The organism is Sphingomonas sp. FG14 (assembly GCF_057809675.1).
This window is the reverse complement of sequence record NZ_JBMDKK010000004.1, coordinates 1-14,373: the sequence shown is the minus strand read 5'-3', so window position 1 is coordinate 14,373 and position 14,373 is coordinate 1. Positions and strand designations below refer to the sequence as shown.

10 protein-coding genes are annotated in these 14,373 nt (G+C 63.5%); 4 read left to right on the top strand and 6 right to left on the bottom strand.

Annotated features, from left to right (window positions below; all coding sequences use genetic code 11):
- Window positions 1-117: 117 nt before the first annotated feature.
- The 3 genes from ACODTA_RS15230 to ACODTA_RS15220 all read right to left on the bottom strand — a co-directional run bounded on the left by ACODTA_RS15230 (window position 118) and on the right by ACODTA_RS15220 (window position 5,367).
- Entirely contained in the window at window positions 118-1,575 is a 1,458-nt protein-coding gene (locus ACODTA_RS15230) for an NCS1 family nucleobase:cation symporter-1 (protein ID WP_489066804.1), read from the bottom strand.
- A 112-nt stretch (window positions 1,576-1,687) separates the two neighbouring features.
- Window positions 1,688-3,280 (bottom strand): amidohydrolase family protein, encoded by a 1,593-nt coding sequence (locus tag ACODTA_RS15225; protein WP_489066803.1) that lies wholly within the window; start codon window positions 3,278-3,280, stop codon window positions 1,688-1,690.
- A gap of 11 nt (window positions 3,281-3,291) precedes the next feature.
- Entirely contained in the window at window positions 3,292-5,367 is a 2,076-nt protein-coding gene (locus ACODTA_RS15220; RefSeq protein WP_489066802.1) for an amidohydrolase family protein, read from the bottom strand.
- 262 nt (window positions 5,368-5,629) lie between these two features.
- Between ACODTA_RS15220 and ACODTA_RS15215 the strand changes: the two genes are divergently transcribed.
- The 3 genes from ACODTA_RS15215 (at window position 5,630) to ACODTA_RS15205 (ending at window position 8,812) form a co-directional block, all read left to right on the top strand.
- Complete coding sequence (locus tag ACODTA_RS15215) at window positions 5,630-6,961, top strand: APC family permease (protein WP_489066801.1); 1,332 nt, start codon at window positions 5,630-5,632, stop codon at window positions 6,959-6,961.
- A 199-nt stretch (window positions 6,962-7,160) separates the two neighbouring features.
- On the top strand, window positions 7,161-7,823 hold the full coding sequence (locus ACODTA_RS15210) for an aspartate/glutamate racemase family protein (protein WP_489066800.1): 663 nt from the start codon (window positions 7,161-7,163) through the stop codon (window positions 7,821-7,823).
- Window positions 7,820-8,812: a threonine dehydratase gene (locus tag ACODTA_RS15205; RefSeq protein ID WP_489066799.1), complete on the top strand. Its 993-nt coding sequence runs from the start codon at window positions 7,820-7,822 to the stop codon at window positions 8,810-8,812. Before ACODTA_RS15210 ends, ACODTA_RS15205 begins: the two co-directional genes overlap by 4 nt.
- Before the next feature lie 9 nt (window positions 8,813-8,821).
- On the opposite strand, the gene ACODTA_RS15200 is transcribed toward ACODTA_RS15205, so the two are convergent.
- Both ACODTA_RS15200 and ACODTA_RS15195 read right to left on the bottom strand, forming a co-directional pair.
- On the bottom strand, window positions 8,822-9,775 hold the full coding sequence (locus ACODTA_RS15200; RefSeq protein WP_489066798.1) for a succinylglutamate desuccinylase/aspartoacylase family protein: 954 nt from the start codon (window positions 9,773-9,775) through the stop codon (window positions 8,822-8,824).
- On the bottom strand, window positions 9,768-10,823 hold the full coding sequence (locus ACODTA_RS15195; RefSeq protein ID WP_489066797.1) for a LysR family transcriptional regulator: 1,056 nt from the start codon (window positions 10,821-10,823) through the stop codon (window positions 9,768-9,770). The genes ACODTA_RS15200 and ACODTA_RS15195 overlap by 8 nt, the downstream gene beginning before the upstream one ends.
- A gap of 104 nt (window positions 10,824-10,927) precedes the next feature.
- On the opposite strand from ACODTA_RS15195, the gene ACODTA_RS15190 reads away from it, so the two are divergent.
- On the top strand, window positions 10,928-13,057 hold the full coding sequence (locus ACODTA_RS15190) for a TonB-dependent receptor (protein WP_489066796.1): 2,130 nt from the start codon (window positions 10,928-10,930) through the stop codon (window positions 13,055-13,057).
- A gap of 94 nt (window positions 13,058-13,151) precedes the next feature.
- Here ACODTA_RS15190 and ACODTA_RS15185 read toward each other — a convergent pair whose 3' ends face one another.
- The gene (locus tag ACODTA_RS15185; protein ID WP_489066795.1) at window positions 13,152-13,874 is read right to left on the bottom strand and encodes an IS6 family transposase; all 723 of its coding nucleotides are present in this window, start codon (window positions 13,872-13,874) and stop codon (window positions 13,152-13,154) included.
- Between the last annotated feature and the right edge of the window lie 499 nt (window positions 13,875-14,373).

Below are 14,373 nucleotides of genomic sequence, written 5' to 3'. Positions count from 1 at the left end.
CGAACGGTTCTGTCCGCTTCGCTTGAGCGCCGATGCGACACATATTGTTCGATCAGCGCTTCGATTTCCCCTGCACCCATGGTGAACGCGGCGGGAGGGCAAGGGCCGGTAAGGCTTTCAGCGATCCTCTCGCCTGCCGTCCCTGTGCGTTCTGTGCATGCCGGCATAATAGATGATCGCCGCCACTGTGGCTCCGACGAACCATGCATAGGGGTAAAGCATGGTGAGGACGCTTGGCATGCCGCCGAAGTTGTGTGGGAAGGCGACGGCGAGAAAGCCCGGTAGCGTCGGTGCCATCGCGATCAGAAGCGCAACCAGGGCGACGGGATTCCATCCGCCGCGATAGCTGTAGATGCCGTTCGCATCGAACAGATCGTCCACGGACAGCTTCGCGCGCCGTATCAGCCAATAGTCTGTGATCATGATGCCCGCGATCGGCCCCAGTAGTGCCGAATAGCCGACGAGCCAGGTGAAGATATAGCCGTCGCTGCTCTCGATGAGTTTCCAGGGCAAGATGATGGCGGCGATCACGGCGGTGATCAGCGCGCCCTTGCGATAGCTGATCCGGCGTGGAGAAAGGGCCGCGAAATCATAGGCGGGACCGACCAGATTCGCCGCGATGTTGCAGGAAATCGTGTCCACGGAGATGATGAGAAGGCCGATCAGCACGCCGAGATTCGGCATGTTGCTCGCGAGTTCAACCGGATCCCAGATCGCCCGCCCGAACGCGATGCGCGTCGCCGCAGTGGCGAGAATCGCGATGAAGGCGAGCAGCGCCATCGGGATCGGCAGGCCGATCGACTGGCCGAGGATCTGATCTTTCTGGCTGTGCGCGAACCGCGTGAAATCGGGAATGTTGAGCGCCAGCGTAGCCCAGAAGCCGACCATCGCGGTCAGGCCCGGCCAGAAGATGGTGGAAAAGGCGGGGGCGTTCTCCTGTGCGGGGGACTCGATCAGCGCTGTCAATCCACCGCCATTCTGCATTGCCCATATCAGCAGCGCGAAACAGATCGCGATCTTGAACGGCGCGGTCCAGGTTTCCAGCTTGCGGACCATCTCGATACCTTTCGAGACGAATGTCAGTTGGATGAGCCAGAAGGCCGCGAAGCCCAGCAGATGGGGAAGGGAGATGCCCAGCACCGGCAATGGCGGCCCATGGTCGCGCCAGCCCGTAAGCACCGTGACCAGCGCCAGCAATGTCGTGCCGCCCACCCAGGTCTGGATGCCGTACCAGCCGCACGCGACGAGCGCGCGGGCGATGGCCGGTACGCGCGCTCCGGTCGTGCCGAAAGCGCTGCGGACCAAGACGGCATAGGGGATGCCATAGCGCGTGCCGGCGTGGCCGATCAGCAACATCGGCACCAGCACGATCATATTGCCCAGCAGGATGGTGGCGATCGCCTGAAGCGGCGTCATGCCCTGATCGATCAGCCCCGCGCTCAGCATATAGGCGGGGATCGACACGACCATGCCGATCCACAGCGCCGCGAAATGATACCAGCGCCATGTGCGCTGGGATGTGTCTGTCGGAGCGAGATCCGCGTTGTTGAGATCGCTTGTCCCGGCACCGCTCATGGATATCGAGGCCCCCCAGCCGATGAGGCGAGCATCCTAGGGTATAAAGGCAATATTCTCCAGCGGATGGGACTGGCGGTCCGACATGTCGGCGTGGCCCCGCGCGTAGACCCTATTTGAGCTGGCTCGGGTCTTCCGCGACCATCTTCGCCACATCGGCGAGGAGCGCTCGCGCATCATAGACAATCCCGTCCTTCACGGTCCAGCGCACGCCGCCGGTTGTGACTTGCTCCCCGTCGTCATTGAGCCTGACGAACCCGGTGCCCAACAGCGTCTTGAAGTTTTCGAGCGGATTCTCCGGCGCGATGACCAGGTCGGCAAGCATGCCGGCCCTGACGAGGCCGAAGGGCGGCTCCGCGCCTTTCGGATCGTAGATCGTCTTCGCGCCATTGATGGTGGCGGCTTTGATCACCTCCAGGGGCGTGAACCCCGCCTCCTGGAGCATCTCGAACTCCTGGACATAGGAGAAGCCCCAGGTCTGGTAGATGAACCCCGGGTCGGATCCGACCGTGATGCGCCCACCGCTATTCTTATAGTCGTTCATGAGCCGCATATAGGGCGTGTAGAACCGGCGCCATGCGATCTCGCGCGCCGTCGTCCAGTTATGCCAATAGGATCCGTGGTTCGTCCGGCTCGGCTGAAAGAATCGATAGAGTGACGGAAGCGTGTATTTCTGGTGCCAATCGGCATTGCGCGCCCTCATCAGATCCCGCGACGCCGAATATATGTTCAGCGTGGGCTCGAACGTGACACCCAGATCGCGCTGGCGCGCGAGATAATCCTGCCATCGCTGGCTCTCCGGTTCCACGATTTGCCGGGTCAGGTTCGCGACTTCGCTGAATCGGCTTTGCTCGTCGGACAGATTATAGTCGGCGGGATAATCGGGCAGGCTCGTTTCCTTGAGCAGCGACTCGAAATGCCCATAGAAATGCGTGATCGTCCCTATGCCGATCCGCCCGGCGACGCCGGCATTGACTTCGGCATTGCCGATCTGACCAAGGTGCGCGACCGTTCCCAGCTTGTGTGTTCGAGCCTCGTCGACGGCCGCAGCGATCGCGGCGGGGGGCGCATCATTGTAGAATTTTACGCCGTCATAGCCTTGCCTAGCCGCCCATCTGACCCATGCGCGCGCCCGGTCCGGCGTATCCACGACGCCTTCGGTCCATATGTCGCCAAAGGCGGCATAGGCGAAAAGCCGGGGAGCGACGATTGTGTTTTCCGCGCTGCGCCGCTTGTCGCCGAGCGAGGCATTTTCGCCACCGAAATAGAATGGCACGCCTCTGACGCTCGTCACGCCGTGCGCGAGCCAGAGCTTGTACCCATAGGACGGGTCCGGGGCCTTCACCGCGTCGCCATTATGGCCATGCGTATCGACGAAACCGGGCATGACATACATGCCCCGCGCATCGATCTCGCGCAGCTTGCCGGAGGCACCACCGTCGATCGCGGATCCAGGCGCCGCCGCGCCGGCCACGCTCGTGATGCGGTTCCCTGCGACCGTGATGTCGACCGGCCCGCGCGGCGGCGCCCCGCTGCCGTCGATCAGCGTCGCCCCCCTGATCACCAGCCTTTCATAAGGGCCCTCTCCTTCGCCCGCGCGCGGCGGAACCGGGGACATGCGTTCGGAACCGGCCTGGCCGAGAACCGGCTGCCCCCAGATCGCGGCGAGAAATAATGGCGCCGCGATGATCCTGCCTGTTTTCATCGGACTCTTGCTCAGCGCTGGCCGGCGTCATGGAAGCCGGCGGCCTGGCGAAGCGCGTCCGCGCGCATGAGGCGGCCATCGCGGAGCACATATTCGACATTGCGGAGCGCCCCCAGATCGGCGCGCGGATCGCCCGAGATCAGGAAGAGATCGGCATCCTTGCCCGGCTTGATCGATCCTGTCGTCTCGCCGAGCCCGAACGCTTTCGCGGGCACGATGGTGGCGGCCTGGATCGCGCGTTCCGGCGATACGCCGGCGGCGTGGTAAAGCTCGATCTCGCGGACGAGCTCCAGGCCGTTGCCGTCGGTTCCCGCCATGACGGGAATGTTGCGGCGGAACAGTTCCGCCGTCAGCGCGAACAGGCTCTGATAGCCCTTGCGCATGGCCTTGCGATCGACTTCCGCGGTCGGCGCGAAACTGATGCTGCTGAGCGTTCGCCGCATTGCCGTCGGCATCATTTGCCGGAAAGGCGCGTAGGATATTGCCAGCTCCCCCTGATCAGGCACGAAGCTGGTTTCGTAGAGCGAAATATCCGGATCGACGGCGATCCGCCGCTGGCTGAGCGTATCGAGGAACGCCTTCATCGGCGGCGCGTCAAAACGCACATCGGGGCCGTAGCGCGCGGGGCCGTAAAAGCGCGCATTGGTGTTCGAGCGGTCGACGACGCTGTCGGGCATCGCTTCCATCATCACGAAATTGATATGGTTCAGCTCGTCATAGCCTGCCGCCACCGCTTCGCTCGGACGCATGCCGTGCGGGATATGGCCATGCACCCGGATCCCCAGCTTATGGGCTTCCTCCACCATCGGCTTGACGAGCGATTTGTCCAGGCTGCCATAGAGTTTGATGCCTTCGAACCCGCGGGCCTTGGCATATCGCACCGCTTCCTGGGCCTCGGCCACGGTCGCGACGGTCTTGCCGACCTGCGCGGCAAGAGGATTCTTGCCGTCGATCAGCATCGACGCCACGATGCGCGGCCCCAGCAGCTTGCCGTCCCGGATGCGTTGCCGGCGTTCCAGCAGTTCGTCGATCTGGTTGCCGGCATCGCGCACGTTCACGATGCCCTGGGAGAGGAGGAGGAGGCCGGCTTCGTCGTTGAACAGATGCTGATGGACGTCCCACAAGCCCGGCATCAACGTCTTGCCGCGGCCGTCGATCACGAGAGCGGCGCCTGGGGGCGTGATCTCCCCTGCGGGACCGACCCGGACGATCTTGCCCTTCTCGACCGTTACGGTCATGCCGTCGCGAAACACGCCGCCATCGGCATCGAAAATGCGTATATTGGTGAAGGCGAGCGGCTGGTCCGCGCGAGGGGCGAGGCGGTCGACCAGCGCTGCGTTCCGCGACGCCAGCGCTTCGGCCTGCGCGATGCCGAGCTGCTGGCCAACACCTTCCCAGCCGTCCGGCAATATCTGGTACAGGCCGATCGTTCCGAAAAAGCTCTCGCCCTCCGTCCATATGACCAGCGGAGATACGCCGAGGCCGTCAACGGCATGGGCCGTCAATTGCCTGGTCTCGCCGCCCCGGGAGATCTGAAGCGTCGTCAGCCGGGATAGCCTGGCCTCGCCCGACGGCACGATCCGGAGGCGGTTTCCAGGCGCCTTCATCAACGCATCGGTCAATGCGACATAGCTGTCGATCGTTTCGTTCAGCGGATGATAGTGGAAATTGCCCTCCGCTTTTCCGGATCCGTGGTCCACGGCCGTCTTGAACGCATAACCCGTCGCGGACATGGTGAAGTCTTCGTCGGCCGTGCCATAGGGGGTCATACCCCGGATGCGCAGCATCCGGATCGATCCGTCGGCGGCGAACCGCGTCTCCTGCGCCATCTCGGTCTTCAGACCGCGCACCAGGAAGCTCTTGCGGGACCATTGGGTGCCGTCCTCCGTGGTCCAGCGCGACATGGTGCCATGGCGTCCACTCGCCGAGGTGATGCCCCAGACTTTCGCCGTCTTCGGCGGGGTCGCGAGCGTCTCGGCGTTACCGGCGACCACCGGGGGCGTAGCGTCATGGGCGTGCGCCATTCCCGCCTGCATCAGCATCCAGGCCGTTGCGGGCAGCCACAAGAGCTTCGTGCGATCCTTCATATCAGTCCACCCTGAAATATTCGGCCAAGAGAAGCCGGTGTTCGGCAAGGGAAAGATGTATGAGGGAATCTGCCAATAATCCGCAACTGCATTGATAAATTTCATATCAGCATGACGAGAGTTTGCGTGACTCGGCCAGTCCCGGCGTGAAATGCCGCTGTCACAGATGGCGCTTTTTCTCGGGAAAGCCTTGGTCGCGCACAGGAGGCACGGCCGAATGTTCCGCTGAAAACAACGGGTCACAAAAAGGGGCGGGGGCGGTATGAGCGGTCAGGGCGGTGTCGGGAAAGTCGTGCAGCGCGATCACGGCCTCGATCGCAGTATCGGTACTTTCGCATTCGCCGCCATCATCGTGAATTGCGTCGTCGGCGCCGGTATTTTCAAGGCGCCGGCGGCGATGGCGTTCGCCACGGGGAATCTGGCGCCGATCGCGTATCTGGCGTGCGCGTTCGCCATGGGTGCGGTCGTGATCTGCTGCGCAGAGGCTGGAAGCCGCGTGCCCACGTCCGGGGGCATCGCCGGTTTCGTCGATACCGCCTTCGGTCCGTCGACCGGCTTCGTCGCGGGCTTCTACGGCGTCTGGATCGCGTCGGTGCTGGCCTGTGGCGGCATCGCCGCCGCCCTTTCGGAAAGCGTGCTCGCCATGGCCCCGGCCGCTCTCGGCCCGGCACTGCGCCCAGTGATCATCGGCGCGGTGATCATCGGACTGGGCTTGTTGAATATCCAGGGAGTGGCAGCTGCGGGGCGGTTCATCGTCGCGGCGACGATCATAAAGATCTCGGCGCTTCTCGTGGTCGTGGTGGTCGGCGCCGCCTATGTCGATCCGGATCTGCTGTTCGCGCCCTCCGGCTCGGGCCGTACCGACTTCGGCGGCGCGGTCATCCTGGCGCTCTTCGCGTTCAGCGGCATGGAGACGCCCCTTTCGGCGAGCGGAGAGGTCGCCAATCCGCAACGGTCCATTCCAAAGGCATTGATGCTGGCCATGGCGTCGGTCCTGCTGCTTTACATATCGCTGCAGATCGTCGCCCAAGGGCTGCTGGGGCCTGCGCTTCCGGAATCGGCGGCGCCGCTGGCCGATGCGGTCGGCACCATCCATCCGTTTCTGCGGCAATTCATCCTGGTCGCGGCAATTCTCTCCATGCTGTTCTGGGTCGGCAGCAACCTGCTCGGCGGCCCCCGCATCCTGTTCGCCTTCGCACGCGACGGCCTGCTGCCGGGCAGTCTCGGAAAACTCGATCCGAAGCATCATGCGCCGCGTCGCGCCATCATCCTGCATGGCGGGTGCGCGTTCGCGCTGGCGATATCGGGAACGTTCGAACAACTCGCGACATTGTCGGCACTCGCAAATGCCTGCCTGTACGCCGTCGCCTGCGCCGCGGCCTGGCGGCTCCATCGCAGGGGGATCTCCGTGGAGGGCAGCATCTGTTTTCGGGCCCTGCCGATCGCGGCCTTGCTGGGCATGGGCGCGATGGGATGGCTGATCCTGCAGGCCGCCCCCTTCGAGATCGCGGTCGCCGGCATGGGGATCGCGGCGACCTACATCATCTATTTCGCAGCCATCAGGATCGCATCACGCCGTGCATCGCTGCGGTGACGCCAATGAGCAAAGCGCCTCATTCAGCCAATGAAAGCTATTAATTCGACCTCATCGGACTGTTCTGCGAGGGCCTGTTCCTGATCGACGCGTGCGTGACGCCTCCTGTTCGAGACCATCGGATCGCCATGGATCCGACAATTCATGCGAACCGGAAAATTCGAGGATGATCATGAAGACAATAGGATTGATCGGTGGAATGAGCTGGGAGTCCACCGCGCTCTATTACAAATTCATCAATGAGGAGGTGAAGCGAAGGCTGGGCGGCCTCAACTCCGCGAAACTTCTGATCTGCTCCGTGAACTTCGCCGAGATCGAACCCTTGCAGCGTTCCGGCCGATGGGAGGAGGCCGGCCGCCAGCTCAACACCGCGGCATTGGCGCTGGAAGGCGCGGGCGCCGATCTGATCCTGATCTGCACGAACACGATGCACATCGTCTTCGACGAAATCTCGCAGGGTGTGTCGCCGCCTGTCCTGCATATCGCGGACGCGACCGCCGCCGAGATCGAACGCCAGGGCCTCAGGCGGGTCGCCTTGCTTGGAACCGCTTTCACGATGTCCGAGCCTTTTTATCGGTCGCGACTTGCCGATCGTCATGGCGTCGACGTGCTGGTGCCCGGTGAAGAGGATCAGGCGAGGCTGCACGGGATAATCTATGAAGAACTCTGCCGGGGCGTCGTTTCGGACGCGGCCGTGGCTTATGCGCGGGATCTGGTGGCGTCGCTTGCGGCCGACGGGGCGGAAGGCGTGATTCTTGGCTGCACCGAACTGGGCTTGCTGATCAAGGAGGGCATGTCGCCCGTGCCCGTGTTCGATACGACCAGCCTGCACGCGATCGCCGCGGTGGAGGCCGCGCTGTGATCGGCCTTGACGACATTCGCGACGCCAGCGCCATCGTTTATGCGGACATGCCGGCGACGCCCCAATATCGCTGGCCGATCCTCGAAGCCATTTGCGGCTGCGAGCTCTGGGTGAAGCATGAGAATCACAGCCCCATCGGCTGCTTCAAGCTGCGCGGCGGTCTGGCCTATATGGACTGGTTCGTCAGGAATTTCGGGGACGATATCGGCGTCATCGCGCCGACCCGCGGCAATCACGGGCAAAGCGTTGCACGTGCGGCGGGCAAGTACGGGCGCGCTTCGACCATCGTCGTTCCGGAAGGAAATTCGCCCGACAAGAATGTTGCGATGGCCGCCTGGGGCGCGCGCGTCGTGGTGAAGGGGCAGGACTATCAGCAGGCGCGCGAGCACGCGATCTCGCTGGAGCAATCGACGGGCGTTCACATGATCCGCTCGTTCACCCCGCAATTGCTGCGCGGCATTGCGACCTATCCCCTGGAAATGTTCGAGGCGATTGCGGAGGTGGATGCCGTCTATGTCCCGATCGGCATGGGCTCCGGCATCAGCGCCACATTGCTGGTGCGCGACCTGCTCGGCCTGACGACGGAGGTGATCGGCGTGGTGGCCGATGGCGCCCCTGCCTATGCGTTGTCCTTCGAGCAAGGCGCGCGCGTTTCCACCGATACGGCCGACACCGTTGCCGATGGCCTTGCGTGCCGGACACCCGATGAAGGGGTCGTCGATCTGCTCGTGAAGCGCGCGGCGCGCGTCGTCCGCGTGACCGATGAAGAGATTCTCGACGCCTGCGCCCTGTATCTGGTCGCGACGCATAATCTTGTCGAAGGCGCCGGGGCCGCCGCGCTCGCGGCGGTCTTCAACGATCGCGATCGTTTGCGCGGAAAAAGGGTCGCGATCGTCCTGAGCGGCGGAAACCTCGACTCCGGCTTGCTCGGCCCGGTGGTCGGCCGCGTCGAACGTTGGGCGAAACGGTCCCAGCAGGTGTTCGCGTGATGGGGAAGCTCACACCTCGCTTGCGATCGCGCCGATCCATTCTCCAGCCTGTGCGAACAGCGGCGTCTTGAGCATCATGATATGGCCCGAGGCCGCCGCGCGCACCTCCGCGACGGTTCCGCCGAACAGGTCCGTGATGATCCCGATCCGATCGCCCCGTGTCACGCGGTCCGCCGGCTCGATCTCGAGCCGCACGCCCCCCGCCACGGGCGCGACCACCCATTCGTAACGCCCGAGAACCGTTTGTTTCCCACGCAGATCCGCATTGCCCGGCAGCATGTTCAAATGGCGCATGACCTTCATCACGCCATTGGTGATCCAGTCGACGCTGTCGCGGTCGAGATGCCCATGATCGCCGGCTTCGACCACCATGCCGCGGCGCCCGTTGCGCGCAAGCGCGGTGCAGATCCGTCCCGCGGACCAGGTTTCGGGCGGGGCCAATGCGACGTTCAGATCCGCATCGAAGCATCGGGCCAGTTGTGAGACGGAGTCGTCAAAGGCATCGGCGCCCGTCCTTTGGGTGACGACATAGCGCGCCATCCTCTCATCGAGATCGCCCCCGTGCAGGTCCAGGAACACGTCGGCGCCCTGCGCCCATTCGCAGACCAGCCAGTGCGCGAGGGCATCGTTGAACTCGCCGTCCGGCGCGCCAGGATATGACCAATGCAGATCGACGCCGCTCGAGGGCGGGGTGACCATCGCCTTGGTATAGAGGTGATGGGTGCTGACGACCGGAATGATCGAGATCCGACCGTGCAACAACTGCGGATCGATCAGATCGGGCAGTCGCATCGCTGCGGCGATGCTCGACGCCTCGTTGATGTGCACACCGGCCATGATGCAAAGCCGGGGGCCTGCCCCCGCGCCCTGGATCTCGATGCTCGGGCAGGCATAAGCGAACCTGCAGAGCGCCTCGGGTTCGAGCGTGGAGCGCGTTACGCCGGCAAGGATTTCATCAACCATGTCGTATCCCGTCTGCGCCGGCAACGGAGGGCGCCGTGAAGGTCGTGGGGCCGCCCGCCTGGCGTTGGTGGTCGCGCAGCAGGTCCGCGAAAGCGCGCGCCGCCGGAGAAAGCGTGTGCTCGGATCCGGCCGCAAGCGCCACGCGGCGCAAGAGGCGCGGTCTTATGGGGTCGATATAAAGGTCGTTGGTCGATTCGTCGTGGAGTGCCAGCGCCGGCAGGATCGTGAAGCTGCGCCGCGCGCGCAGCAGCGAAAGAATCAGGGTGGGGCCGTTGGTCGTCATCGATGCGGCGATCGAGGGTGTGATGCCCGCCGCCTGAAACGCCGCATCGATCAGCGGTTCGCATGCGCCGCGAGGGTAGATGAAGGGAGTCCCGGCGAAGGATCTCAGGCCCGCTTCGGGGTTGTCCGGCAGAGAGGCATGTGTCGCCACGAGGCAAAGTTCATCGTCGAACAGGGGAATGGTCATCAGATCCCCATAGGGCGCATTGATCATCCCGAGGTCGACGCGTCGTTCGCGGACCGCCGTCACGCATGCTTCGTCGGCCCGCTCGAAAATCTCCAGTTCGATGCCGGGGTGGCGCTGCGAATATGCGCCGATCACGTCAGGAAGGATCCAGCGCGTCGCGCTGGGGAAGCAGGCGAGCCTCAGGCGGCCGGTCTCAAGCGCGCTTTCCCCGCGGATCGCGAACTCCAGGCGCTCGAGATGGGCAAATGCCAGCCGGGCTTCGGCTATGGCGAGCTTTCCGGTCGAGTTCGGGACCGTTCCCTCTTTCAGGCGATCGAAAAGGACTTCGCCGAACGCTTCCTCGATCTGTCGCACCGCGTGGCTGATCGCGGACTGGGTGCGGCCAAGCCGTTGCGCCGCAACCGTAAAGCTCTGCGTCTCTTCAAGCGTCACCAGGGCGCGGAGCTGAGCCAAAGTTATATGAGATAAATTCATACAGATAATGACCCCAATAAGTTGGACATCTACCCCTATGGCTGCGAGCAGGCAATCTGATTTCGAAAAAGGGGGGAAAGATGCGCGGCCATCAGCAGCGGGCAAGGTTCGTTCTAGGTTTGTTACTCGCCGGGTCCTGGATGGGATCGGCGGTCGCTCAAACCAGTCAATCCGAAGGCGACAGCGCGGACGCGCCCGAGGACATCGTCGTGACGGCGACCAAGCGCAGCGAAGCGCTCATCGACGTTCCCGCCGCGGTCACCAGCCTGAACGCAGACAAGCTCATGGCCGCCGGTTTCACCAGCTTCAAGGATTTCGCGGCGCTGGTTCCGGGCCTCCAGATCAACAACAATCTCGGCGGCGGCGTGCCGGTCATCCGGGGGCTTACCCAGGGGGCGGATATCGGCGGTCCGACGACGGGCATCGTCGTCGATGGCGCGCCCTTCGGAATCAGTTCGGCCTATTCGAACGGCGCACAGGATTCGCTCGATCTCGATCCCATCGATCTTGAACGCGTCGAGGTCCTTCGCGGGCCTCAGGGCACGATCTTCGGCGCGAACACGCTTGGCGGGCTCATTTCCTACACCCTGCGCAAGCCAAGCCTCGATGGACTTGAAGGCAGCGCGCGCGCGGAGATTTCCGATACGAAATTCGGGGAAATGGGCGGTTCCATCCGCGCATCCGTCAGCGGCGCTCTGGCGCCCGGCCAGGCGGGCCTGCGCGTCTCGGGATATTGGGAAAGGCAGGGCGGCTATATCGACAACGACCTGACCGGCGAGAGCAACGTCAACAGCAGCAAGCGCTATGGCGTGAGCGCGTCGCTCCTGCTCAAGCCCAGCGATCGCCTGACCATCCTGGCGGCCGCCTTCCAGCAACATGTGAACATCGATGGCCGGGATGTCGTCGCCTATAATGTCGGGCTCGATCCAGCGCCGCGAAACGGGCAATTCCGCTACAATGAATATGTCGTGCCGAGCTACAAGCGAAGGACATCCGCCGGATTGCTGACGGTCGATTACGAATTCGACTGGGCGACCTTCACGTCGCTGACCTCCTATCAGCGCGTCAAGAGCTTCCAGGTGCTCAACGGCACGCGGGGTTCGCTGGCACGCACCGTCTCCCAAACGCTGCCGCTCTTCGGCGGGCCGGCTTTTCCGACGCCGGTGATATTGTCGCTCGATTTTCCCGCGACGAACCAGCGGACCACGCAGGAATTCCGCCTGACCTCGCCGAACGGCGGGCGGTTCGAGTGGATGGTCGGCGTTTTCCACAATGATGAAAAGAACAGGCTGCTCACCAATGTGAACGGCGTGACGCCCGATCTCTCGCCGATCCCGAGCCTCGCGCCGACGCTGTTCTTCGACCTGCCGACGGACCTGAAGGAATATTCGGCCTTCGCGAACGGCACATATTCGCTGACGGACAAGCTCGATCTCACGCTTGGCGTCCGTGTCGGCACGATCAAGCAGGGCTTCCGGCAGCGGTTCGGCGGCAGCGCGGCGGCTGCCTATAATCTCCTGCTGACGTCGGTGCTCCAGGCGCTTCCGACGCCGGCGGATACGGGCCGTGTCGCGTCGAAGGAGAGCTTCGAGACCTATCTGGCCACGCTGACCTATGAATTCTCGCCCTTCGCGACGATGTACGCGCGTTATGCGACGGGATTCCGGCCGGGCGGCCCCAATCTGGTCGTGAACGGACTGCCCCGGTCCTTCGAAGCCGATGAGACGCGCAATTACGAAATCGGGTTCAAGTCGAATTTTCCGGGCGGATGGGGATCGGCCGAGCTGATCGGCTATTATCTGGACTGGCGCAACATCCAGGTGACGGCTTCCGCACAGGGCCTGTCGGGATATGCGAATGGCGGGCGGGCCCGGAACATGGGTTTCGAAGGCTCGCTCATCCTGAAACCAGCGGCCGGGCTCGATATCGCGACGACGCTCGCCTATGCGGACGCCACGATCCGCGAGGCCCGCGCGGGCGTTGCGGCGCGCGGCGACAGGCTGCCCTACACGCCAAGCTGGAGCGGCAGCCTGTCGGTCACCTACACGCAGCCATTGGCGGGCGACTGGGAAGGCCTTGTGAACGGCGTCGCCCGTTTTGTCGGCGATCGCCACGGCGCGCTGGCGGGGTCGACCTCCACGGCGGACTTCCTGCTCGACGGCTACACGATGCTGGATGCGCGGATCGGTGTGCGCAAAGGCGACGTCGAGCTCGGCCTGTTCGTGCGGAACCTGACCGATCGGCGCGCGGAGCTCTCCGCCTATACGCGACAGGGCTTCCCGTGGGTCACGATCGCCAGACCGCGTACGATCGGCATGAGCCTCGGCTATAGCTTCTGACAGGCGTCCTGCCGGGGTGGCAGCCGCGCGGGTGCTGTCAGTCTAACGCGAACCGGTCTCCACTTTGTGGTATCCGGGCTATGAAGCTGGCGGCCTAGGACACGAGAATTTGCCACTCAGCCAAGGCGGCTGAGCGGCGTTCCTTGTAGGTCTTCCGGTCGACGAGATGGCGCTCCAGCTGGAAGTGGTTGTGCACGTTGGCGTGGACCGATGCGAACTTCTGCAAGGACTTCATTCTTCGGAACCTGGCCATAGCTCGTTCCCTCCTGCGCAGGGGAAGGTGACTGTTCTCAACCCTGTTGTTGGCCCAGCGTCCGACCTCCTGCTTCTGGCGATTTCCCAACTCGTTCATCGCTGCGCCGTATGAGCGGTTGCCGTCGGTCGTAATCGCCTCAGGGCGACCGTGGCGCTTCAGCGTCTTCTTCATGAACGTCAGAGCAGCAGCTTTATCGCGGGTTTTCGTGACGAAGCTTTCCAGCACCTCACCCTCGTGATCGATAGCGCGCCAGAGATAGATCTGCTCTCCGTTAATTTTGACGTACATTTCGTCGAGGTGCCAGCGCCAGTGCCTGAACCCGCGCATTCGGCTCACCCGCTGGCGTCGGATGTCGCCGGCGAACAACGGGCCGAACCTGTTCCACCAGAATCGCACCGTCTCATGGCAGACATCGATCCCGCGCTCGAAGAGCAGGTCCTCCACGTTCCGCAGGGACAGCGGGAAGCGCACATACATGAGCACCACCAGCCGGATGATCTCCGCCGACGAGTTGAACCGACGAAATGGGCTGGGCGGCTTTGCCCGGGATTTTCTGGCCATTTTGGGCAGTTAGCAGTGGCGGGTTAACGCTGCCTCATTGGTTTGACAGAACCTTAGAGGCTCAACGACGGGGTCGTGACGAGTCGCTAACGCTGAAGGTGGGACAGCCGCGTTAAGCGGCTGGCGGCTCACAATCAGGTCGGAGGATTGGCTTGTCCCGTACCGCAAGCCGCAAACGGTTGTTCCCGTCCCAGCCCAACTTTTGTGGGAAAGCCACGCCGCGCCGATAAGTGCTGACCGTCGGCTTCTGACAAGAGCTGACGCTACCCCTGCGGCATGACAACGGCGGGTTAGTCCCAAAGTCGGCCGTTGAACGGCTTGGGCACCGACTAGCGCCAGTGCCCGCGGAAGAGGCTAGGTGTTTGATCCCACGGTTTGATGGTGCGATCCTTTCATTGGAATGGAAGGAAGCCATATGGGACAGGTTCGTCACGGGAGCGCCACGACCACGCACGCCGTCCGAGCAGCAATACAGCGATCGCAAGCTTCGCTCGCGACG